The following is a 21,795-nucleotide window of genomic DNA, read 5'->3' as shown; positions in this document are numbered from 1 at the left end:
TTTGCCTAGGCAAGTCTATTAGTTTTCGAAGGGTGATGCACCCGTCACCGTAATCCCCATGCTGCGAGCAGTACCTGCAACCTGACGCATTGCTGATTCAACCGTAAATGCATTTAAATCAGGCATTTTGGTCTCAGCAATCGTCCGGATCTGGTCCCACGTAACCGACCCAACTTTATTGCGGTTCGGCTGAGCAGAACCACCTTTCAGTTTAGCCGCTTCCAACAGAAGGATTGGTGCAGGAGGAGTCTTAATGACGAAATCGAAGGACTTATCCTTGTAATACGTAATCAAAACTGGCAACACCGTACCAACCTTATCCTGCGTCCGTCCATTGAACTGCTTGCAGAATTCCATGATATTCAAACCCTTGGAACCCAGCGCAGGACCAATTGGCGGAGACGGATTAGCCTGTCCACCTTTGACTTGCAGCTTTACATAGCCACCTACTTCTTTTGCCATTGTGGTAATATTAGTTACGACCGCACGGGCGGCCCCGCTGGTGCTTGAGTTTCTAGCTAGTTAGTCACATAACCAGCCCGCACTACTCTCGCATCAAATCAACTTTTGCTGACGGGTCATCTTCAGAGGGAAGCAAAAGATGCCGCGTCTCGGAAATCCAGTTGAATCAACTAGACTTCCTTCTCTACTTGTGCGTAACTGAGTTCTACCGGAGTACTCCGGCCAAATATTTTAACGACAACGTTCAGCTTCTTCCGGTCGTCGAAAACTTCTTCTACTGTACCAATGAATCCGCTGAATGGGCCATCGACTACTTTAATCGACTCACCTTTTACGTAGGCAACTGTTGGAGCAGCTACTTCCTGCGCTTCTTCATCCACTTTACCCAAAATTCGGTTAACTTCAGCCTGCCGAAGAGGAACCGGAATTTTGGAAGTTGTTCCTACCTGCGAGTTCCCGAGGAAACCAAGAACACCCGGCATATTCAAAATCATATCGAGCGCCCGGTTATTTCCCAAATCTGCCGAAATCAGGATGTACCCCGGAAAAAATGATTTTTCCCGAACGCGCTTCTTACCGTTACGCATTTCGTACACCTTTTCTGCAGGTATTAATACCTGCGGAATAACTTCGTCCAGATTCTGACGAACAATTTCGTTATCCAGGTAAGATTTAATTTTCTTTTCCTGTCCGGAAACTGCCCGAATGACGTACCACTGTATGCCGCTCATGCTTTCTAGTTTTGGTAGTCTATCTGCTTCAACTACAATACTGTAGTTACTCAGATAAGCCGTGCTTAGAACGACGTGTAGAACACATTCAAAGCGTTCTCAAACACTAAATCGATAACACCGACCAGTAGCGCAAAAATGAGCGAAGCTACGAGCACCAGCGTTGAACTGGACTGCAGATCGCTGAATTTTGGCCAAGTCACGTTATGCTGAACTTCCTCCCAAGAGTGCTTCAGAAACGAGATAAACTTATCCATTGTATGTAAAGGATTGGCACGGGTGGAGAGATTCGAACTCCCATCAACGGTTTTGGAGACCGCTATTCTACCCTTGAACTACACCCGTATAGATTACTGAACCAGTATATCTAAAAAAATCCATTACGGTGTGCTTCCGTAACGGACTGCAAAATTCTGAAATAATATCAAAAAAAACAAGTGCATCTCGTATGAAATGCACTTGTTTTCAATTATTTACTAGTCAAGAATCTCCGTTACCTGACCAGCACCTACGGTACGGCCACCTTCGCGGATAGCGAAACGAAGACCTTTTTCCATAGCGATCTTGTTGATCAGATTTACTTCGATGGTGATGTTATCACCTGGCATTACCATCTCAACGTTAGCTGGAAGCGTAATTTCGCCCGTTACGTCAGTGGTACGGAAGTAGAACTGAGGACGGTACTTGTTGAAGAACGGGGTATGACGACCACCTTCTTCTTTCGACAACACGTAAACCTCAGCTTTAAACTTCATATGTGGGGTTACCGAACCTGGTTTGCAGATAACCATACCACGACGGATATCGGTTTTCTCAATACCACGGAGCAGCAGACCTACGTTGTCACCGGCTTCACCACGGTCCAGAATTTTCCGGAACATCTCAACACCCGTTACAACTGATTTCAGGTTTTCAGCGCCCATACCCAGGATCTCAACTGGCTCACCCGAGTTGATAACACCCCGTTCGATACGACCCGTTGCAACCGTACCACGACCCGTGATCGAGAATACGTCCTCTACCGGCATCAGGAACGGAAGATCCGTCTGACGTGGAGGCAGTGGGATGAAGCTATCAACGTTGTCCATCAGGTCTTCAATGGTTTTAACCCACTGAGCATCGCCGTTCAGACCACCCAGGGCCGAACCTTGAATAACAGGAATGTTATCACCGTCAAAGTTATAGAAGCTCAGCAACTCGCGGATTTCCATCTCAACAAGTTCGAGCAGCTCTGGATCATCGACCATGTCCACTTTGTTCATGAACACGACCAGCTGAGGTACACCCACCTGGCGAGCCAGCAGGATGTGCTCACGAGTTTGTGGCATTGGGCCATCCGTAGCAGCAACTACAAGGATAGCACCGTCCATTTGCGCAGCACCCGTTACCATGTTTTTCACATAGTCAGCGTGGCCTGGGCAGTCAACGTGAGCGTAGTGACGGTTAGCTGTCGCATACTCAACGTGCGATGTATTGATGGTGATACCACGCTCTTTTTCTTCAGGAGCGTTGTCAATCGAGGAGAAGTCCCGAATTGCGGCCAGACCCTTTTCGGCCAGCACTTTCGTAATGGCAGCCGTCAGCGTCGTTTTACCGTGGTCAACGTGACCAATCGTACCGATGTTTACGTGCGGTTTCGAGCGGTCAAAATTCTCTTTTGCCATGTTTTTAAAACGCTATTGTGAACTGTTTTTGTTTTAGATGAACTCGCTGAACGTCAGTTAAGCCATTTTGAGATCATCCCCTACGAGGTTTGATGCCTTTTGGCTTAGCAACTCATAAAACTCAAAAAGACTTCACGAAGAAGTCTTGAGCCGTTACGGGGACTTGAACCCCGGACCTCTTCCTTACCAAGGAAGTGCTCTACCGCTGAGCTATAACGGCTTGTAAAAAAAATTGTAAAGTTATGTAAAGTTATAGGGTTGTAAAGTCGGCTGCCGCACTCATAAAAACCTTACAACTATAAAACTCTACAACCTTGAAACTCACTTTTGGAGCGGAAGACGGGTCTCGAACCCGCAACCTATAGCTTGGAAGGCTATCGCTCTACCAATTGAGCTACTTCCGCAAAAAAAAGTTATATAATTCTGCAAGTTAAATAGCTGCTTAGTCAATGCGTTTACGCCTAAACTTCACAGCAGCTAACAAACTATAGAACTTTATAACTTTTCGTGGTGGGGAGTGGAGGATTCGAACCTCCGAAGGCGTACGCCAGCAGATTTACAGTCTGATCCATTTGGCCACTCTGGAAACTCCCCAAAATAAACTGTTAAAGAACTTTTTCCGCTCCCCTTCCGGGTTTGGAGTTGCAAAATTACACGATTTTAGATTGTTGTCAACAGGTTCTCCAAAAATAATTCGGGGTTTTTCTGAAAGTGCCCCTTTACGCTGTATCAGGCACTATTGCTATTGAATCATCTGTGTTAGCTGTTTGCCATTTGGGTAAAGCATATCTGTGATATACCAGCGTCCTTTCTGCTGCTGTAAATCAACCTTAATCTCCTCTGGTTTACCCCCATTTTTAAACGTTACGTAAACAATAGCGCGACTTCCCCCCACGGCTGCGGGCTCTACCCACATTTTTTTGACCGCTGCATCAGGCGCATTGAATAACGGATTCTTTTTCGCCGGTTTCAGCTTGTCACCGTTTTTCCAAATCAGATCGGCGGTTGGCTGGGAGAAATATTCATCAATTAGGGACCGGTCTTTTTCCCGAAAGGGATTGTCTTCCTTGTTGTGCTCGAAGTAGAGAGCCCGAACTAACCGGTCAGCAGCCGAACGGGGCGATTCGGGGGTAGGGCGGTTAGCCAATGCACTCGCGCTATCTACCTGTGCGGTTGCGGCTGTGTCCGCTTCCTCTTTTTTAGGTTTCGTTTGGCAGGCCAGATTCAGAAACAGTAGGGCAGCTATTAGATAAGGTATCCGCATAGAAGAATCATAAAGATGTTTTGCTACAGCGTCAAAGAAGAAAACAAGGCATTTCTCATAACTGATCTCCTGAATTCAATAAAAACAAAAGGCGCGTTCTATCCTGGAACGCGCCTTTTGTTTTGTTCAGGCTGGCTTACCAGACTCTGATACGTTCGTCCTTTGGCTTATACATTTTGTCGCCCGGCTGGATATTAAATGCCTGATACCAGGCGTCGATATTAGCTACCGGTCCGTTACACCGATACATACCCGGCGCGTGCGGATCGGTTAAAATCAGTTGAGCCTGGGTTTCGGGCAGCACGTTGATACGCCATACCTGCGCCCACGACAGGAAGAACCGCTGGTCGGGGGTGAAACCGTCAATTTTGGTTTTCGATTTACCCTGTGCCGTTTTTTTGAAAGCATCGTAGGCAATAGCAAGACCACCCAGATCGGCCAGGTTTTCGCCAAGGGTCAGCTGACCGTTTACCTTAATCGAATCAAGCACTTTGAAGCCAAAGAACTGCTCTTTGACCTGATCGGCCCGCTTTTTAAAGTTATCAGCATCAGCTTTAGACCACCAATCACGCAACGTACCATCGGCATCGTACTGACGACCCGAATCGTCGAATCCGTGGGTCATTTCGTGACCAATTACCGCGCCAATACCACCGTAGTTAATCGCATCGTCGGCTTCAAAATCGAAGAACGGAAATTGCAGAATAGCCGCGGGGAATGCAATCTCATTATTAACCGGGCTGTAATAGGCATTAACCGTTGGTGGGGTCATACCCCATTCCGTTTTGTCGACGGGTTTGCCCAGGCGGTTGATCATGTAATTATACGACCACTTGCTGACCGACTTTACATTGCCGTAGTAATCGTTCCGGTTGATGCTCACGCCTTCGTACGCTTTCCACTTGTCTGGATAACCGATCTTCCGTTTGAACGATGTCAGCTTGTTAAGCGCCCGTTTTTTGGTGTCGTCGCTCATCCAGTCCAGGTTTTTAATATGCTCTTTGTACGAAGCTTCCAGATTATCAACCAGCGTCAGCATCCGCTGCTTGGCTTCTGGTCTGAAATAGCGCTGTACGTACAGTTGACCCAGCAGATCGCCAAGCGTTCCGTCAATCAGGCCACTGACGCGCTGCCAGCGGGGGGTTTGTTCTTTCTGACCACTCAACACGCGAGAGAACGCGAAGTTCTGTTTCACAAATGCATCGCTCAGGTATGGTGCGGCCCCTTTTACAATGTTCCAGCGCATGTAGGTGCGCAGGTCTTCTATAGGCGTAGCGGCAACCAGACTATCGACAGCCACGTAAAAGGTTGGGCTTTGCACCAGCACGGTATCCTGATTCTTCACTCCGTATTTCACCAGTTGATCGGCCCAGTTGATGGTTGGCGTCTTCTCAGTGAATTGAGCAACGGTCAGTTTGTTGTACGTTTTGTACGGATCGCGCATTTCGACCCGGGCCATCTGTGCTTTAGCCAGTGCCGTTTCGAGCCGTAGTACAACGTCCGCATCCTGCGACGCCTGCGTTGGTTCCTCACCAATCAGCGTAAACATTTTAGTCAGATTATCCCGATACGCGTCACGGACTTTCTGACTCCGAGGATCATTTTTCAGGTAATAGTCCCGGTCGGGAAGCGACGTACCACCCTGACCAAACTGCGGCAGATACTTATTGACGTTTTTCCGGTCCTGTCCTACGTAGAAGCTGAACAGCATTCCATTTCCCTGTGTCCGCTGGTGGGCCAGTTCGTCCAGGAAAGCTGTTTTGTTACTGACTTTTTCGATGCGGGCCAGTTCGGGTTTGATCGGGTCAAAACCCCGTTTTTCGAGCGTTACGCTGTCCATACCGCTGGCGTAGAAATCGCCTACCATCTGATACAGCCGCCCTTTTGTCGTTGTTTTAGTTGCATCTTCGAGCAGCGCCTTCATCGCATCAAGGCTCTTGTCGCGCAGCTCGTTAAAGCTTCCCCAGGAGGTTTTCGAAGCAGGAATCGCATTCTTTTTCAGCCAGTTCCCGTTGGCGTATTGATAAAAATTGTCACCCGGTTTCACGGACATGTCCATGTTCTGGGGATCAATAAATTTACGCGGAGCCAGGGCTTTAACCGCCGGAGTTGGACGGTCGGACGCTGGATGGGCAGGTTTGTCAGGCCCGGCAGTAGCCAGACCTACGGCAAACGTCATTGCCGTAACAATTATTAAGCGTTGATTCATGTAATCAGATAATAGGAATAAAAAAGGATAACAAAAATACGGGATAAGTCCCAAATGATGTTCCTGTTTATTCCAAAAGTTAGCTTACTTCTCAGCCGTTAGTGATGTCTGGTAGGCCTTCGCATAAGTTCCTGTTTTGAACTGATCGAACGGCTCCTTCTGGTGGTTGTTGCTCCCAAAATACGTAATGATCTGGTGGAACGTGCGGGGTTCCATATAGCCGGGAATTGGCTGAATCAGCTGAAATTTCTCGTCCATGAACACTGTAGTCGGGTAGCTCATCTGGTTTTTCATCAGTGCCGCGGCCAATTCATGTACCCCCCGGCCACCGCTACCAACGTACTTGAACGTTTGCTGACCTAACGTAATAGGAGCCGTCTGCTCGGCGTTCAAGCGAACGGCGTAGAAATTCTCATTGACGTAGTCAATGATGGCCGGCTTCGAAAACGTTTTCTGGTCCATCACTTTGCACCAGCCACACCAGTCGGTATACACGTCGATGACGAATTTTTTAGGCTTTTTCTGGGTCAGCTTGTAGGCCTCCTCCACCGTGATCCAGTTGATGTGCTTGGCTTCGTGTTTAATTTCCTTTTTAGGTACGCTCGCCAAATCAGCAGGTGGGTTCATTCGGAGCGTGCCGAGCGCAGCCAGGCATAGCTCGGCAAAGAGCAGGAGCAAAGGTTTCATACGATCGTTGTTTTGGACATAACGCAGGTTAACTGCATAAAATTTGCTCACCAACAGCGTTTTATGCGTCAGGCTGATTTTACAGCCCGCAGAATTTCACGCTTATGGGGCGGTCCTGGATGTTTCTCAACAATCAGGCCAGCCGCCTGCATATTTCGCTGTACGTAACTGCGGGAGCAGTAGGTAGTCAGCAACCCCTCCGGCAACAACATGTTTGTCATCTGCTGAAAAACGGGTTCCTCCCATAATTCAGGTTGCGAAGTGGGGGCAAAGGCGTCGTAATAGATTAGATGAAACCGTTGGCTGGTCCGGAAATCCTGCAGACGTCCCTCCCACTTTGTCAACGAAAAATACGGGCTAATCTCAACAGGTTCATTCCAGGGACTCATATGCAGCTTCTCCAGATAATTGGTACCCAATAACGTATCGTAGTTCAGTTGACGCGCTTCTTCTGCCAGGAGCGGCTGCGCTTCGACGGCTGTGTAATGAATTTTTCGCTGGTAATTATCGGCTTCCAGGGCAGTCATTAATGCATTCAAGCCGGTGCCGAAACCCATTTCAAAGACAAACAAATCGGTATTCGGGAATTTCTCCAGTGCTGCCAGCAGACCCAGTTCGATGTATACCCGCTGCGATTCCTGCTGAGCCCCGTAAACAGAGTGGTACGATTTGTCAAACGTTTCATTTATTACTGTACTGGAGCCATCCTCGGTTGTGACGATACGTAGTGCAGCTTTCATTCTCTATCGGATTTTAGGCTATTTTTGCCTTCCAAAAACAAGTATATCACCAATGATTCAACGCGTTCAGTCAATATTTTTGTTTCTTATCGCTGTAGCAATGGTCCTCGCTCTAGCTAACCCAATCTGGGAGAAAGCGGGTCTGCAACCAAACGAGATGGCGAATCTGACAGCCCTGCAGTACAGTCAGGTGCAGGCTGTTGACGGCCGCACCGCACCAGCTACGTATGTTACCCCAGTCTGGTACCTCGCTCTGCTCATGGGCATTGTGGCTATTGTGGCGCTGGTTGCCCTTTTTCAATTTAAAAATCGCCTGTTGCAAACCGCTCTTTGCGCTGTCAACGCGTTGATGCTGACGGCTATCATGGGAATCATTCTGTACCGTACGCTCTACGCAGCAAAGTCGTACGGAAGCCCCGACAGTCAGGGAGATTTCCTATTTGGCTTTTATGCTGTTATTGCTGCGCTGGTGTTTAACGCATTGGCCAACCGCTTTATTCGTCGGGACGAAAAGTTGGTTCGTGATTCCGATCGACTCCGGTAACCACTTCCTACTTTATGATACATAAGCGGTCTGGCAGAAGCCTGACCGCTTTTTTTATGGTATTGGCCGACTGGTTTTCTCAAATGTCCACTTCTGCAACGCCAGATACACAACAACTGACGATATAGTACCCACCATCGAGCCCACGTAGGTATCTTCCACAAAATGCTGGAACAGATATACTCGGGAATAGCCCGTCAGAACGCCGAGAAACACAAACAGCCATGCCCTGCTTTTTCGGGTGTCGAGAAAGGTCAGCAGACTAAAAACGGCAAATGCGGTTGTTGTATGCCCCGACGGAAAGCTGTTGTAGCTATGCACATCAAGCCCTTTGATGATGTGGTATTCAAAAGCGGAGTGCTCGAAGAATTTGAGTGGCCGCAGCGAATTTGGAAACATCACCGACTTAAGAAACAGAGACGTCAGTGACGAAAGCGCAAAACTAGCCAGAGCCATAACGCCAATCCGCTGATTGACCGCTAGTAGAATCAGGCAGATAATGACGAAAAATGCCCCATCGCCCATATACGTAACGTAGGTGAAGAAAACGTCGGCAACTTCAGTATTGCGCACGTTCACCATCTGCATTAGTTGCTCCTGGGTAAAGGTTATCTGCAGCAGCCCCATGACAACCAGCACCAGTGCATAAAGCGCAAAGAACAGTCGGTTCTTCCGCAGCAAATCAAAAAAAGGTTGCAAACGAATAATGGATTAGTTGGCAGAAGCTGCCTTTTCAACGGTGATTCCAACGCTTTCTACGTGCAGCAGCGGGTCCTGCCGCATGTACTGTTTAATCTGCATGGTGTATTTTCCCGCTTTGGGGAACCGGTAGTTGCGCTTCATCAGAAACTTGTGGTCGAACAGGTCGCCAATCCCCTCACCGGTGGGTTTGCCCGTTTTGGGATCCATCAGAATCAATTCATCCAGCCGGGATTCTAATTCTTTGCCGCTCTCGTCGCGTAGATAGCGCGTCAGATACAGGTTATAATAATCGTAGGAGAGCGAATTTCTGAGGTTGTAATAAATATTGTACGCAATAGTCGTGTCTTTGATCTCGAACGTAAACGACGGGGCGTCTTTAACAAACCATTTCCCTTCGTCAATGTCCGTATATTCTTTATAAACAGCATTCGTATCGCAGCCTGACATGACCGCAACTACTACCAGCAGCGCCAGATAAATTCTTTTCATAAACCCTTAACGAATCAATTGGCAAAACTACGATGGGCAACCTTGCTTTTCAAACCGCAAAAAACTACATAGCTAGTTTTTAAACTAGAAAAATAGTTTTACGTTTGCTCCATGGAAAAGCTCACTACCAAAGAAGAAGAGGTGATGCAGGTACTCTGGAAATTAGAGCCCTGCTACGTTAAGGACATGGTTTCGCACTTTACGAACCCGCCTTTACACTATAATACGGTCTCGACCATTGTTCGTAATCTGGAAGAAAAAGGGTACATCGGTCACCAGGCCTATGGTAATACGCACGAATATTTTGCCTTGGTCAGCAAAGAGGACTACCAGAATCGCTTCGTGCTGAAGAAAGTAGTGGGCGATTATTTTGATAACTCGTACAAAAACCTGGTCAGCTATTTTGCCCAGAACGAAAAGATCTCCGCCGACGAACTCCGGGAAATTCTGGCCATGATTGAGAAAGAAAAATAAGCTATGGATACCCTGCGCTACGTATTACTTGCTAATGGGTTGCTGGTGGTCGTGAGCGCGGCTTATTACCTGCTACTCCGTCACGAAACGTTCTTTGGAGTCAATCGGCTTATTCTATGGCTAGGGGTTGTAGCCTCATTCACGTTACCCCTAGTGGAGCTACCTGACTGGAGTCCGCAACCAGTGCAAACAGCTATACAACGTACCACGCAGGTTGTCCGACCAGAGTATTTCAAGCAGCCTATTCTTCCACAATTGGCTACGCAGTCAGTTGAAACAAACCTGCCGGTTGACTCAGGCACCGCCTTCACCTTGACATGGATGGAAGCCGTTGCCTGCCTGTATGGTTTCATTCTATTTGGATTACTGATCCGGTTCAGTAGTCAGCTGTTTTCGTTACTCCGGCTGATACGTCGATCGGAGCAGGAACCGTACGATGATTTTATTCTTGTATCCTCTCCAACTGTTCAATCTCCCTTTTCTTTTTTTAACTGGGTCGTAATTAACCCAGCGCTGTACACCGCCGACGAGTTGGAGCTAATTCTGCGCCATGAACGTCTTCACGTTCGATCCAAACATAGTCTGGATACCATAGCTGCCAGTCTGCTCTGCTGTTTTCTTTGGTTCAACCCGGCCATTTACCTTTTTCGGTATCTACTGCATCAAGTCCTGGAGTTTAGCGCGGATCAGGCTGTATTGTCTGAGGGAGTGGATGCCCGCGCGTATCAGTACAGCTTGCTTCGGGTAAGTATGGCTGATTCCTCATCAACGATTAGTAACCATTTCAATAAGTCTCAACTAAAAACCCGCATTGCTATGATCGCCCGCACCCGTTCGTCAATGTTGACGGCTGTTAAATACCCACTTGTTGGTCTTATCATACTCATCGTAACAGCAGCGTTTGCTCGTCCGGCGCTCACCAAGGCCATTGTTATCGAGAGCTTGCCTGCGCCGGCTTCGGTGAATCAAGCGACTAATTCTTTACCTGTAGAGACAGCTATGCCCTCGTTACCGCTGCCAGAGACAGATTTAAACGAAGCAGTTGCAGACGTAGTAACTACTCCTGATTCCGCTCGCAAAATTGCTAAGATTGCTCCGGAAGTCCCTTTGAAATCACGTTTACTAGTCAAACAAGGTAACTATCTGTACTGGGTCGTTACGCCCAAAACCACTCTGGATGATTTCACACTGCTTAAGCAGGAACTTGCCCAATACGGCAATACCATGCAGCTTAACGAGGTCAAGTACGATCCGCTGTATACTTATATTGACCGTCTTGTTTTTACAGTTGTTCGCTCATCAGGTGGTTTAACGCAAATTACCGAGACCGACGACGATACTAAACCGATTCCTACCGTATCCGGCTATATAGGCATTGGCGCTCAAGCGGGCGCGGCTGGTACGAGTCAATTAAAGTCTGTTGATAAAGATGATTTCTGGAAGAGAGGTACCGGTGCCCCTTTTCCCACTCAATTACAACAAATTGCTGACAACGATGAATCAGCCGTAGCTCAGTTCGTGGCAGAGCATCGTCTCGATTATTTGATTCACGAAGGAGAACAGAAATTTGCGCAGAACAGCGGTCGGACCAAATTCGGGAAAGTCTTTTTCCAAAATAAATCTATCAAAGCAAGCGGGCTCACCCGAATAGACGACGACCACCTTTCTGTTGTTGACGAGCTACAAGCGGTTCCACTCTACATCAACAATAAACCAGCCACCTTGACTGATGTTACAGCCTTAACGGTCGATCAATTGTACAGTGTAATAAAAGTAACCAAGTATGACGCCACGCAGAAAAAGAGCGTAAACTCCGCTCTGCTGATCTATACCGATGACAGTAACTAACGAACCGGCTATTTGCAATAAAGGCGTGTGTTGGCAATAACGAACGGACAGATTAAACAAATACCCTAGTTATCTGTCTAAGTTCTGTAAACCAACGCTTCGCGTACCATCATGCGCCTGTTTGCTTTTCTTTCGTTACTGCTTCTTTTGTTCGGCTATGCGGCTGTTGCCGAAGAGTCCATCCAGCCTGAGTTTCCCCGACAGATTACCGTTATGGATACTGTCGTTCCTAATAAATCACGCGCTCATTCGAATAATGTATCAACGCGTGATATAAAACCTGTGATCCTTCCCGGTACGATGCTGGACACGACGTTCAGCTCATTACCGGCGCAGTCGTCGGCCGTGGGCAAAGCCGTGCCGGGCTGGTTGCGCAGCAGTGTGCAGGGCAGTCCGCTCTATGTGATTGATGGGAAACCAGCTACGGCAAGCCAGTTACGAAATTTGAAAGAAAAAGAAGTCGCTTCAACTTATCAGTTGGAAGGGCCCAAGGCCCAGAACTTATACGGCAAAAACGCCCGAAATGGTGTATTTATCATTACAACCAAATCAGGTATCGCCCCTAAATAAGAGAAGCCCCGGCCTGATCAGGCCGGGGCTTCTCTTATTTATTAGTCGATGATCCCTTCGGATTGTTACCCGATGGGGCATTGGCTCCTGGACCTTTCGTTTTCTTCTTTTTCTTCTTGGCCGTACGAGTCGCGTACTTGGCATCCAGCTTCTGCAGATCGCTGTTTAATGCGGCAGCCGTAACAGGCTGCTTCTCACCCACGGGAGTAAGCACATCGAAGGATTCTGGAATAATACCTTTTTTATTCAGATCGGCAATCTCCAGAACGCGGGCAATGGGCAGTGGATGCCAGGTACTTTCGGCACCGTATCCAAACCACATCAGTTTCCGGAAAATATCGGTTTTCTGCAGGTAAGCACGTCCTTTCTGCGTTTCCAGCGGTTTGTCGATGGTCGGAATGTCGCGCAGAGCATCGACATACGTATCAAGCTCGTAATTCAGGCAGCATTTCAGCCGCCCGCACTGCCCTGATAATTTAGCCGGGTTCAGCGACAAGTTTTGATACCGCGCTGCCGACGTAGCGATATTTTTGAAATCGGTGAGCCAGGTCGAACAGCAGAGTTCACGTCCGCAGGAACCAATGCCGCCCAGTCGGCCCGCTTCCTGGCGCAGGCTGATCTGCCGCATTTCAATCCGAGCTTTGAACTCACTCGCAAGCATTTTAATCAGCTCCCGAAAATCGACCCGCTCTTCTGAGGAGTAATAGAACGTAGCTTTCGTATTATCCGACTGGAATTCAACGTCCGATAACTTCATATTCAGCTTTAACTCCCGAACGATTTCGCGCGATCGGTACAGGGCTGGCAGGTCTCGTAGTACTGCCTGCTCATGCCGCTCCAGATCCTTCGCTGTTGCCAGTCGATGAATGACTTTGGTATCGTCATTTACTTTGACACCCTTCTTCTTGAGTTGTATCCGAACCAGTTCGCCCTGCAGGGAAACGGCCCCGATATGATACCCTGACTGCATTTCAACAACCACGTAATCGCCCGTTGTCAAATCTAGTTGGTGTACGTTCCGATAATATTCCTTGCGACCGCCCTTGAATTTTACTTCAACCACCGCTATCGCGTGCTGGCCAGGCATTGAAATATCGCTCAGCCAGTCAAATGAATTTAGTTTATTGCAACCTCCGGTGCTACATCCGCCACTTCCACATCCTGCAACGGTCGTTGTTGAGCCGTCAGTCGTCGTGCGTTGGGTGCCACACCCACCGGTTGCGCAGGATTTACATGACATAATTTGTGTCGTTAGGGCTTGGGGCCAGGGGTTCAGGGTCTGGGGCCTGGGGTTTGCTGTCGATATCCAACTATGCTGGTACATAAGCAAACCCCAAACCCCAAACCTCAAACCCTCAACCCCTCACCATTAGTCCGAATATCGGATCAAGTCAAGTCCAATGTCACGACGGTACTGCTTTCCATCGAACTGCACCATCCGGGCCGCTTCCTGCGACTTCCGAACAGCGTTTTCGAGTGAGTTTGCCTGCGCTGTAATGGCCAGCACCCGCCCGCCATTGGTCAGTACGTCCCCGTTTTTTTGCGTCGTTCCCGCGTGGAATGCGGTTACGTCTTCCAGCCGTTCCAACTCAGAAATAGCTTTACCCGTTTCATAGGTTTCCGGATATCCCCCCGAAACCAGTACGGTCGTTACGGCCGTTTGAGGAGATACCTGCACAGTCACCTGATCCAGCTCACCATTAGCCGTCGCTATCATCAACTCCGCAAAGTCGGTCTGAATACGGGGTAAAACAACTTCGGTTTCCGGGTCGCCCATCCGGGCATTATATTCAATAACGTATGGTTCGCCGTTTACCTTCATCAATCCGATAAAAATAAATCCTTTATATCGGATGCCTTCCTGTTTTAATCCGGCCAGAGTCGGCTTAACAACTTTCTCTTCTACTTTCGTCATAAACGAACTGTTCGCGAACACAACCGGCGATACAGCTCCCATGCCACCTGTATTCGGACCCGTATCATCTTCACCGATCCGTTTGTAGTCTTTTGCTTCGGGCAGGATCTTGTAGTTCTCGCCGTCGGTCAGGACAAATACGGATAGCTCGATTCCACGGAGATACTGCTCGATAACGGCTTTACTGCCTGCTTCACCAAACTTCTGACCATCGAGCATGTCCGACAAAGCCCCTTTTGCTTCCGCAATGGTTTCAGCAATAATTACGCCCTTACCCGCAGCCAGGCCATCGGCTTTGATAACAACCGGCAGTGAGTGCGTTTCCAGGAAGCTTAGGCCATCCGCCAGCGTGTTGGCAGTAAACGTTCGGGATGATGCCGTCGGTACCCCGTACCGTACCATAAACTGCTTGGAAAAATCTTTACTTCCTTCCAGTTGAGCCCCTTCTGCATCCGGGCCAACAATGCCCAGCTCCGACAAATCAGCCTGCTGACGCAGATAATCGACTACTCCTTTTACCAGCGGCTCCTCCGGGCCAACGATCAGCAAATCGATTTTATGCTCACGAACAGCCTTGGCAATAGCCGGGAAATCGGTAAACTTAATCGGCAGGTTTGTTGCTACCTGCGCGGTACCCGCGTTACCAGGTGCAACAAATAAAGCACTACATAGAGGGCTTTGGGACAGTTTCCACGCGAAAGCGTGTTCACGCCCACCCGAACCCAGTATTAATATATTCATTTCAGAAGAGAGGAGACGAGAGAATAACAATACGGCAGTGACTGCTTTTTTCTATTGCATTTCTTCCCTGTTTCCCCTGTTTTAATTAGCTACTTCCGACAGGAACTTGATGCGCATCAGCCGCAATTCCTGTTCGGTAAAATCATCTCCGCCAAATTCACGCATAGCCACGGCAATATTATCCGTTTCGGCCCGCATGAAGTAATCAAAAATCTCATCCTGCCGATCTTCGTCCATGATCTGGTTAATATAATAATCCAGGTTCAGACGGGTTCCCGAGTAGCAGATATGCTCGATTTCTTCGACCAGATCTTCGATAGAAAGCGATTTCGTTTCGGCAATTTCTTCCAGATCTACTTTCCGGTCAATCTGCTGAATGATGAAGATTTTAACTTTCGATTTGTTAACGGTGGATTTGATAACAACGTCCTTAGCCGTTTCAATCTCATTATCTTCAACATACTTGGCGATCAGATCAATGAACGGGCGACCAAATTTCTGCACTTTCCCCATACCAACCCCGTTGATCTGCGCCATTTCTTCGCGCGTGGTTGGGTAAGTTGTTGCCATTTCTTCCATCGACGGATCCTGGAAGATGACATAGGGTGGCAGATTTTTCTCCTTGGCAATCTTTTTGCGCAGCGCCTTCAGCTGGGCAAGCAGCTCAGCGTCGTAAGCAACCCCACCCGATGAGGGCGACGAATCTTTATCGTCCTCTTCCTTCTGATCAATGGGTTGATGATCGTAATCGTGATTTCTCGACAGTGAAACGGGATACGGATCTTCGATGTAGTTCATCCCGCGCTGGGTCAGCTTCAGAATACCGTAGTTATCAACGTCTTTTTCGAGATACCCGTGAATTGTGATCTGTTTGATGAGCGAGCACCAGAAGTCAGAACTTTCATTGTATTCTCGCCCCTTTCCAAAAACATCGAGTCGGTTGTGCTCGTAGCTCGTTACGTACTGATTACTTGTCGCGGTTAATACGTCGCTCAGATGCTGTACATCAAATCGCTGATCGGTTTGCAGAACCGTCTGCAACGCCAGCACAATTTCGTGCTGAACCTTAAATTTCTCGGTCGGTTTCAGGCAGTTGTCGCAGAAACCGCAGTCTTTGTCCAGGTATTCACCAAAGTAGCCCAGCAGTTGCCGACGACGGCAGACACCTAGATTCGAGTAGGACACCATTTCATGCAGCAGGTGCTTGGCATTGTCGCGTTCCGTAACGGGTTTATCCTTGTTAAATTTCTCCAGTTTGACAATGTCGTCGTAACTGTAGAACATAACGCAGTTACCTTCTAGCCCGTCGCGCCCGGCCCGGCCCGTTTCCTGGTAATACCCTTCCAGCGATTTGGGTGCATCGTAGTGAATCACGAACCGGACATCGGGTTTGTCAATCCCCATCCCGAACGCGATGGTTGCCACCACTACGTCTACGTCTTCGTTCAGGAACGCATCCTGATTGTGCATACGTGTCTGCGGATCCAGACCGGCGTGGTACGGCAGGGCTTTTACGTCGTTTACGTTCAGCAGTTCGGCGATCTGTTCAACCGTTTTGCGACTCAGGCAATAGATAATGCCCGATTTGCCCTTGTTCTGCTTAACATATTTGATCAGCTGCTTTTTGGCGTCAGCTTTTGGCTTGATTTCGTAGTAGAGATTTTTCCGATTGAATGAAGTTTTGTAGAGGTTAGCATCTTCCATCTGCAGGTTTTTCTGAATATCCTGCTGCACTTTTGGCGTAGCCGTAGCTGTTAGTGCAATGACGGGTAAGTTACCGATGTTGTCAACAATGCCCCGAATTTTCCGGTATTCAGGCCGGAAGTCGTGCCCCCACTCGGAGATGCAGTGAGCTTCATCAATGGCGACGAACGAAATATTGGCCTTCTTTAAAAAATCCAAATTCTCTTCTTTCGTCAGCGACTCGGGAGCGATATATAAAAGCTTTAATGTTCCATTCAGCGTATCTTTCTTAACCTTGTTCATTTCGGTTTTTGAAAGCGTTGAATTCAGGAACTGCGCATTAATACCAAACGCATTTAGCTGATCAACCTGGTTTTTCATCAGGGCAATCAGGGGCGAAATCACGATTGCAGTGCCCTCGCTAACAATAGCAGGCAATTGATAACAGAGTGATTTACCAGCACCCGTTGGCATAATTACGAACGTATTACGTCCTTCCAGGATGCTGTGAATAATAGCTTCCTGATCACCCCGAAACTGACTGTACCCAAAAATTTCTTTAAGACGCTCTCTAAGGGTTACATGAACCCTCTGGTCAATCTGCATCATTCTACAAATCGTACAAAAGTTACTTTACTCTATGCGCTTGCTGTATCTTTGCTTTATAAAGTTAGCGAATATACAGAGCATTCTCCGCTCCATCACGAAACTGACGTTGAAAGTAACAAAAAATCACAAATCAACTGCGCGGGCCGTCCTTATGGCTGAGGCCGATGCGATTCGGCACGCTATGGACCTGATCGACGAACAATTTGACGCGGCTGTCGAAACCATTCTCATGCGTACGGGCCGTTTGGTTGTGACTGGTGTTGGTAAAAGTGCCATTATCGGCCAGAAGATCGTGGCTACCATGAACTCGACGGGTACCCCAGCCCTGTTCATGCACGCGGCTGATGCCATTCACGGCGATCTGGGTATGATTCAGGCTAATGACGTTATACTAATTCTGTCTAAGAGTGGTAATACGTCAGAAATAAAGGTACTGTTACCTCTGCTTAAACGAACGGACGTACCTATCATAGCGATGGTGAGCAGCACGAACTCTTACCTAGCGCAGCAGGCTGATTTCGTTATCCAGGCGTATGCCGAACGGGAAGCAGACCCAATGAATCTGGCCCCAACGACCAGCACCACCGTAGCGCTGGCTTTGGGTGATGCCCTTGCGATTAGTTTATTGGAAGCGCGGGGCTTTACGCGGCACGATTTTGCCCGGTATCACCCCGGTGGCGCACTTGGGAAACAGCTTTATCTAAAAGTATCCGACATTTTTCCACACAATCAATGCCCAAAGGTGACGCTGGACGCGACTGTCAAAGATGTTATTTTCACGATTTCAGCGAATCGACTGGGCGCTACGGCCGTTATCGATAAAGATGGTTTACTGGCCGGGATTGTTACAGATGGCGATATTCGTCGGATGGCCTACGAACATGATTCTTTTTTGAAATTATGCGCCAGCGACGTAATGACGGCCACGCCAATCTGTGTTTCGCCGGATGAGTACGCAGTTGCCGCACTACAGTTGATGCAAAGCCGCAACATTACCCAGCTTGTGGTGGTGGATAAAGGTTATGTCAAAGGGTTTATCCATTTGCATGACCTGCTTAAGGAAGGACTGGTATAGGATAAAAACGGGGTGTCACTAAAATTTCCCCATATTTTTTAAACAATTCCCCTACTTCCACACCCCACATTCCACACAATGGGGGAAATTTTCCACAGGTTACCCACTGAAATTGTGGAATGACATTTTTTGAGAAAATCCTCGGAAAATGTACAAACTACTGATATACAGTATTTTACAGCCAGACACCCAGACAAAATCAAAAAAGGCGGCCTAGTTGGCTGCCTTTTTGTTTAAATACTAGTCAAATAGGATTCAACAGAAAAACTTCAAAACCATGACCGCTCTCGAATTTACTAACCATATCGGAAAAGTATCAAAGTCGTTACGTCCTTTTGCTCTTCGGTTGACTAAAGATGTTGAAGACGCAAACGATCTGCTTCAAGATACGCTGCTTAAAGCGTTTACCAACCGCGATAAGTATACAGATGGTACTAACCTGAAGGCATGGCTTTACACGATCATGAAAAACACGTTCATTACGAACTATCAGCGCATGGTACGTAAGAACACGTTCATCGATACGACTGACAATCTACATTACATCAACTCAATTGAAAGCAGCACCGACAACATGGCTTATTCATCATTTGCACAAGATGATATCAACCACGCTGTAAATGGTCTCGACGATACATACCGGACTCCATTTATGATGCACTTCCGTGGCTTCAAATACCATGAAATCGCAGCAAAACTGGATATCCCCATCGGCACTGTGAAAAACCGCATTCACATTGCCCGCAAAGAATTGAAAGATCAACTAAAAGTTTACGCTCATTACAATGCGTAAACGATACCAAACGGCGGTGTTCCCGTCTAAGGTGAAATGATCAAAAAGTTTTGGTTAAAAAAGAGGAAGGTTCAAAAAAGCCGGGGGAAGTTCACCCGGCTTTTTTTGTGTTTATATGGCTCTCTTCATCAAAATAACCGTTATTTTGAACCATTCTTCTACCGGCTAACCAACTAATTCCTTAATCAGCCAGTTACTCCCTCAATCAGTCTTTCCGCTAAATGCCCCAGCGCGTTCTTGTTATTGGTGCCGGTTTTGCCGGTCTGTCCGCGGCAACCAGTCTTGCCGACAAAGGTTATGACGTCACGATTCTTGAAAAAAATAGCTCCCCCGGTGGTCGGGCGCGGCTTTTTCGGGAACAAGGATTTACGTTCGATATGGGTCCCAGCTGGTACTGGATGCCGGATATTTTTGAGAACTATTTTGCTCGTTTTGGCAAAAAACCATCCGACTATTACCAGCTTGTTCGCTTAGACCCTTCTTACTCGGTTATTTTCGGTAAGAACGAAGTGGTTGATCTACCGGCGGGAATGGATAACCTCGAACAGCTCTTCGAAACAATAGAGCCGGGCAGTGCGCCCAAGCTGCGGGAGTTTCTGAGGCAGGCGTCTTACAAGTACGATGTAGGCATGAATAAGTTCGTCTGGAAACCCAGCCGATCGGTTACTGAATTTTTAAGTCTGAAATTACTTTTTGACGTATCGCGGCTGGATGTACTTCAGTCGTTTGCCAGTCACGCCCGCAAATTTTTCAGTAACCCCCGTCTGCTGGAGATTATCGAGTTTCCAATTCTCTTTCTGGGAGCCACCCCCGAGAATACTCCCGCCATGTATAGCATGATGAATTATGCAGAGATGGCATTGGGCACCTGGTATCCTATGGGTGGTATGCACGAAATCGTAAAAGCCATGGTCAGCCTGGCCGAAGAGAAAGGCGTCAAAATACTCTTTGATCAGACCGTAACGAAACTCGACATATCACAGAAAGCCGTTAAGCGAGTTATCACGAATCAGGGCATTTTTGAAACGGACGTAGTGGTAGCCGGTGCTGACTACAATCATATCGAAACGAGCCTGGTTGATGAGCAATACCGTAACTACGACGATGAATATTGGCAGAAACGCGTGATGGCTCCTTCGTCGCTTCTGTTTTATATAGGTGTCAATAAACGAATTCCCCGCTTAAAGCATCATAACCTTTTCTTCGACGAGGATTTCAAGCTGCATGCCAAAGAAATTTACGAAACGCCCCGCTGGCCGAGCAAACCACTTTTCTACGCATCGACTCCGTCGAAGACCGATCCAAGTGTAGCCCCTGAAGGCTGCGAAAATCTTTTTTTGCTCATTCCGGTGGCACCAGATCTGTCTGATGAGGAGGCAACGCGCGAAAAATACTTTAGTATGATCATGGATCGACTGGAAGCGTACGTGGGTGAAGACATTCGGAATCATATTGTTTACAAACGCAGTTACGCCCACAGCAACTTCAAGGAAGATTATAATGCGTTTCGGGGAAACGCGTACGGCCTGGCTAATACGCTCCGGCAAACGGCAATTTTGAAGCCTTCTTTAAAGAACAAAAGGGTAAACAACCTGTTTTACACGGGTCAGTTGACCGTCCCCGGACCTGGAGTTCCTCCTTCGCTGATTTCCGGACTAGTCGTTGCTGACGAGGTTATTAAAGAGTTTGCTTAATTTATCGTCCTAATCGATTACCCTTTCTCTATATGATGGCGTTATTCAACAAGACCGCACTGGAATGCAGTAAGTTAATTACGGAGCGTTACAGTACGTCGTTTACACTGGGCATCAAAACTCTCGATCAGAAGTTTCACCTGCCTATCTACGCCATCTACGGGTTTGTTCGGTATGCCGATGAAATTGTGGATACGTTCCATGAGTACGACAAGAAGACGCTGCTGGAACGTTTCAAGCACGATACGTACCAGGCTATTGAAGAGGGCATCAGCCTTAATCCCGTTCTCCAATCGTTTCAACTGGTGGTCAATGAATACAAAATCGAGCACGAACTGATCGACGCCTTTCTGAAAAGTATGGAAATGGATCTGTATTTTCAGGATTACGACGCCGTGGGATACGACGAATATATTTACGGATCAGCGGAAGTGGTTGGCCTGATGTGCCTGCGGGTGTTCTGCGAAGGCGATTGTGATGAATTTGGTCGACTGCGTGAACCGGCCCGAAAACTGGGATCAGCCTTCCAGAAAGTAAATTTCCTCCGCGATCTGAAGAGCGATTTCGTCGACCGGGGTCGTACGTACTTTCCGAACATGAACTTCAAGGAATTCAGCCGGGATGCCAAACAGGAGATTGAAGACGACATCCAGCGTGATTTCGACGACGCGTATCAGGGCATTATTAATCTGCCACGTGGTGCACGAATGGGTGTCTACCTGGCTTATACGTATTACAAGACCCTGTTTGAGAAAATTAAGTCGCTGCCGGTAGCCAAAATTCAGAATGAACGGATTCGCGTACCCAACCCGCAGAAAATTGCGTTATTAGCACAAACGTATCTTAAATGGCGTCTGAACGTCATCTAGGGTAACTCTGCCTGTTTCAGGCTATCTTTGCG

Annotated in this window: 21 protein-coding genes and 4 tRNA genes; 8 read left to right on the top strand and 17 right to left on the bottom strand. The window is 47.8% G+C overall.

Going from position 1 to position 21,795, the window contains the following annotated elements; translation table 11 throughout:
• Positions 1-18: 18 nt before the first annotated feature.
• The 12 genes from rplK to mnmD all read right to left on the bottom strand — a co-directional run bounded on the left by rplK (position 19) and on the right by mnmD (position 7,757).
• Positions 19-462, bottom strand: coding sequence for a 50S ribosomal protein L11 (rplK, locus tag HU175_RS04840; RefSeq protein WP_176565509.1), 444 nt, complete (start codon positions 460-462; stop codon positions 19-21).
• Positions 463-632: 170 nt separating this feature from the next.
• Complete coding sequence (gene nusG, locus HU175_RS04835) at positions 633-1,193, bottom strand: transcription termination/antitermination protein NusG (RefSeq protein WP_176565508.1); 561 nt, start codon at positions 1,191-1,193, stop codon at positions 633-635.
• A gap of 65 nt (positions 1,194-1,258) precedes the next feature.
• A complete protein-coding gene (secE, locus tag HU175_RS04830; protein WP_176565507.1) occupies positions 1,259-1,450 on the bottom strand; it encodes a preprotein translocase subunit SecE in 192 nt (63 codons plus the stop codon).
• A 14-nt stretch (positions 1,451-1,464) separates the two neighbouring features.
• A tRNA-Trp gene (locus HU175_RS04825) sits at positions 1,465-1,538 on the bottom strand.
• A gap of 131 nt (positions 1,539-1,669) precedes the next feature.
• Entirely contained in the window at positions 1,670-2,857 is a 1,188-nt protein-coding gene (gene tuf, locus HU175_RS04820) for an elongation factor Tu (RefSeq protein WP_176565506.1), read from the bottom strand.
• Positions 2,858-3,005: 148 nt separating this feature from the next.
• Positions 3,006-3,077, bottom strand: a tRNA-Thr gene (locus HU175_RS04815).
• A gap of 108 nt (positions 3,078-3,185) precedes the next feature.
• Positions 3,186-3,261: transfer RNA gene (locus HU175_RS04810), tRNA-Gly, on the bottom strand.
• Between the two features lie 104 nt (positions 3,262-3,365).
• Positions 3,366-3,451: transfer RNA gene (locus HU175_RS04805), tRNA-Tyr, on the bottom strand.
• A 148-nt stretch (positions 3,452-3,599) separates the two neighbouring features.
• Positions 3,600-4,121: a hypothetical protein gene (locus tag HU175_RS04800; RefSeq protein ID WP_176565505.1), complete on the bottom strand. Its 522-nt coding sequence runs from the start codon at positions 4,119-4,121 to the stop codon at positions 3,600-3,602.
• A 136-nt stretch (positions 4,122-4,257) separates the two neighbouring features.
• The gene (locus tag HU175_RS04795) at positions 4,258-6,330 is read right to left on the bottom strand and encodes a M13 family metallopeptidase (RefSeq protein WP_176565504.1); all 2,073 of its coding nucleotides are present in this window, start codon (positions 6,328-6,330) and stop codon (positions 4,258-4,260) included.
• Positions 6,331-6,414: 84 nt separating this feature from the next.
• Positions 6,415-7,017, bottom strand: a complete 603-nt coding sequence (locus HU175_RS04790) for a thioredoxin family protein (protein WP_176565503.1) — start codon at positions 7,015-7,017, stop codon at positions 6,415-6,417.
• Between the two features lie 68 nt (positions 7,018-7,085).
• Positions 7,086-7,757, bottom strand: coding sequence for a tRNA (5-methylaminomethyl-2-thiouridine)(34)-methyltransferase MnmD (gene mnmD / locus HU175_RS04785; protein WP_176565502.1), 672 nt, complete (start codon positions 7,755-7,757; stop codon positions 7,086-7,088).
• A 52-nt stretch (positions 7,758-7,809) separates the two neighbouring features.
• On the opposite strand from mnmD, the gene HU175_RS04780 reads away from it, so the two are divergent.
• On the top strand, positions 7,810-8,301 hold the full coding sequence (locus tag HU175_RS04780) for a DUF4293 domain-containing protein (RefSeq protein ID WP_176565501.1): 492 nt from the start codon (positions 7,810-7,812) through the stop codon (positions 8,299-8,301).
• Positions 8,302-8,355: 54 nt separating this feature from the next.
• On the opposite strand, the gene HU175_RS04775 is transcribed toward HU175_RS04780, so the two are convergent.
• A complete protein-coding gene (locus HU175_RS04775) occupies positions 8,356-9,000 on the bottom strand; it encodes a phosphatase PAP2 family protein (protein ID WP_228724324.1) in 645 nt (214 codons plus the stop codon).
• A 12-nt stretch (positions 9,001-9,012) separates the two neighbouring features.
• The gene (locus HU175_RS04770) at positions 9,013-9,492 is read right to left on the bottom strand and encodes a gliding motility lipoprotein GldH (protein ID WP_176565500.1); all 480 of its coding nucleotides are present in this window, start codon (positions 9,490-9,492) and stop codon (positions 9,013-9,015) included.
• Between the two features lie 111 nt (positions 9,493-9,603).
• Between HU175_RS04770 and HU175_RS04765 the strand changes: the two genes are divergently transcribed.
• From HU175_RS04765 to HU175_RS04755, 3 genes are all read left to right on the top strand, one after another.
• On the top strand, positions 9,604-9,966 hold the full coding sequence (locus HU175_RS04765) for a BlaI/MecI/CopY family transcriptional regulator (RefSeq protein ID WP_176565499.1): 363 nt from the start codon (positions 9,604-9,606) through the stop codon (positions 9,964-9,966).
• Between the two features lie 3 nt (positions 9,967-9,969).
• Complete coding sequence (locus HU175_RS04760) at positions 9,970-11,814, top strand: M56 family metallopeptidase (protein ID WP_176565498.1); 1,845 nt, start codon at positions 9,970-9,972, stop codon at positions 11,812-11,814.
• Between the two features lie 111 nt (positions 11,815-11,925).
• Complete coding sequence (locus HU175_RS04755) at positions 11,926-12,384, top strand: hypothetical protein (RefSeq protein ID WP_176565497.1); 459 nt, start codon at positions 11,926-11,928, stop codon at positions 12,382-12,384.
• Between the two features lie 34 nt (positions 12,385-12,418).
• Here the strand turns inward: HU175_RS04755 and HU175_RS04750 are convergent, their stop codons facing one another.
• The 3 genes from HU175_RS04750 to recQ all read right to left on the bottom strand — a co-directional run bounded on the left by HU175_RS04750 (position 12,419) and on the right by recQ (position 17,332).
• Positions 12,419-13,624 (bottom strand): stage 0 sporulation family protein, encoded by a 1,206-nt coding sequence (locus HU175_RS04750; protein WP_176565496.1) that lies wholly within the window; start codon positions 13,622-13,624, stop codon positions 12,419-12,421.
• Positions 13,625-13,753: 129 nt separating this feature from the next.
• Positions 13,754-15,040 carry a phosphoribosylamine--glycine ligase gene (gene purD / locus HU175_RS04745; RefSeq protein WP_176565495.1) on the bottom strand — a complete coding sequence of 429 codons (1,287 nt, stop codon included), beginning with the start codon at positions 15,038-15,040 and terminating at the stop codon, positions 13,754-13,756.
• 81 nt (positions 15,041-15,121) lie between these two features.
• Positions 15,122-17,332 (bottom strand): DNA helicase RecQ, encoded by a 2,211-nt coding sequence (recQ, locus tag HU175_RS04740; RefSeq protein WP_176565494.1) that lies wholly within the window; start codon positions 17,330-17,332, stop codon positions 15,122-15,124.
• Positions 17,333-17,438: 106 nt separating this feature from the next.
• Here recQ and HU175_RS04735 point away from each other — a divergent pair, with 106 nt between their 5' ends.
• The 4 genes from HU175_RS04735 (at position 17,439) to HU175_RS04720 (ending at position 21,763) form a co-directional block, all read left to right on the top strand.
• Complete coding sequence (locus tag HU175_RS04735) at positions 17,439-18,407, top strand: SIS domain-containing protein (protein WP_176565493.1); 969 nt, start codon at positions 17,439-17,441, stop codon at positions 18,405-18,407.
• Between the two features lie 277 nt (positions 18,408-18,684).
• A complete protein-coding gene (locus HU175_RS04730) occupies positions 18,685-19,200 on the top strand; it encodes an RNA polymerase sigma factor (RefSeq protein ID WP_176565492.1) in 516 nt (171 codons plus the stop codon).
• 221 nt (positions 19,201-19,421) lie between these two features.
• Positions 19,422-20,894, top strand: a complete 1,473-nt coding sequence (locus tag HU175_RS04725) for a phytoene desaturase family protein (RefSeq protein ID WP_176565491.1) — start codon at positions 19,422-19,424, stop codon at positions 20,892-20,894.
• A gap of 32 nt (positions 20,895-20,926) precedes the next feature.
• Positions 20,927-21,763: a phytoene/squalene synthase family protein gene (locus HU175_RS04720; protein ID WP_176565490.1), complete on the top strand. Its 837-nt coding sequence runs from the start codon at positions 20,927-20,929 to the stop codon at positions 21,761-21,763.
• Positions 21,764-21,795: the final 32 nt, after the last annotated feature.

This window comes from Spirosoma sp. KUDC1026, assembly GCF_013375035.1.
Lineage (GTDB): Bacteria > Bacteroidota > Bacteroidia > Cytophagales > Spirosomataceae > Spirosoma.
The sequence above is the reverse complement of the archived record's forward strand: the minus strand, read 5'-3'. Positions and strand labels throughout refer to the sequence as shown.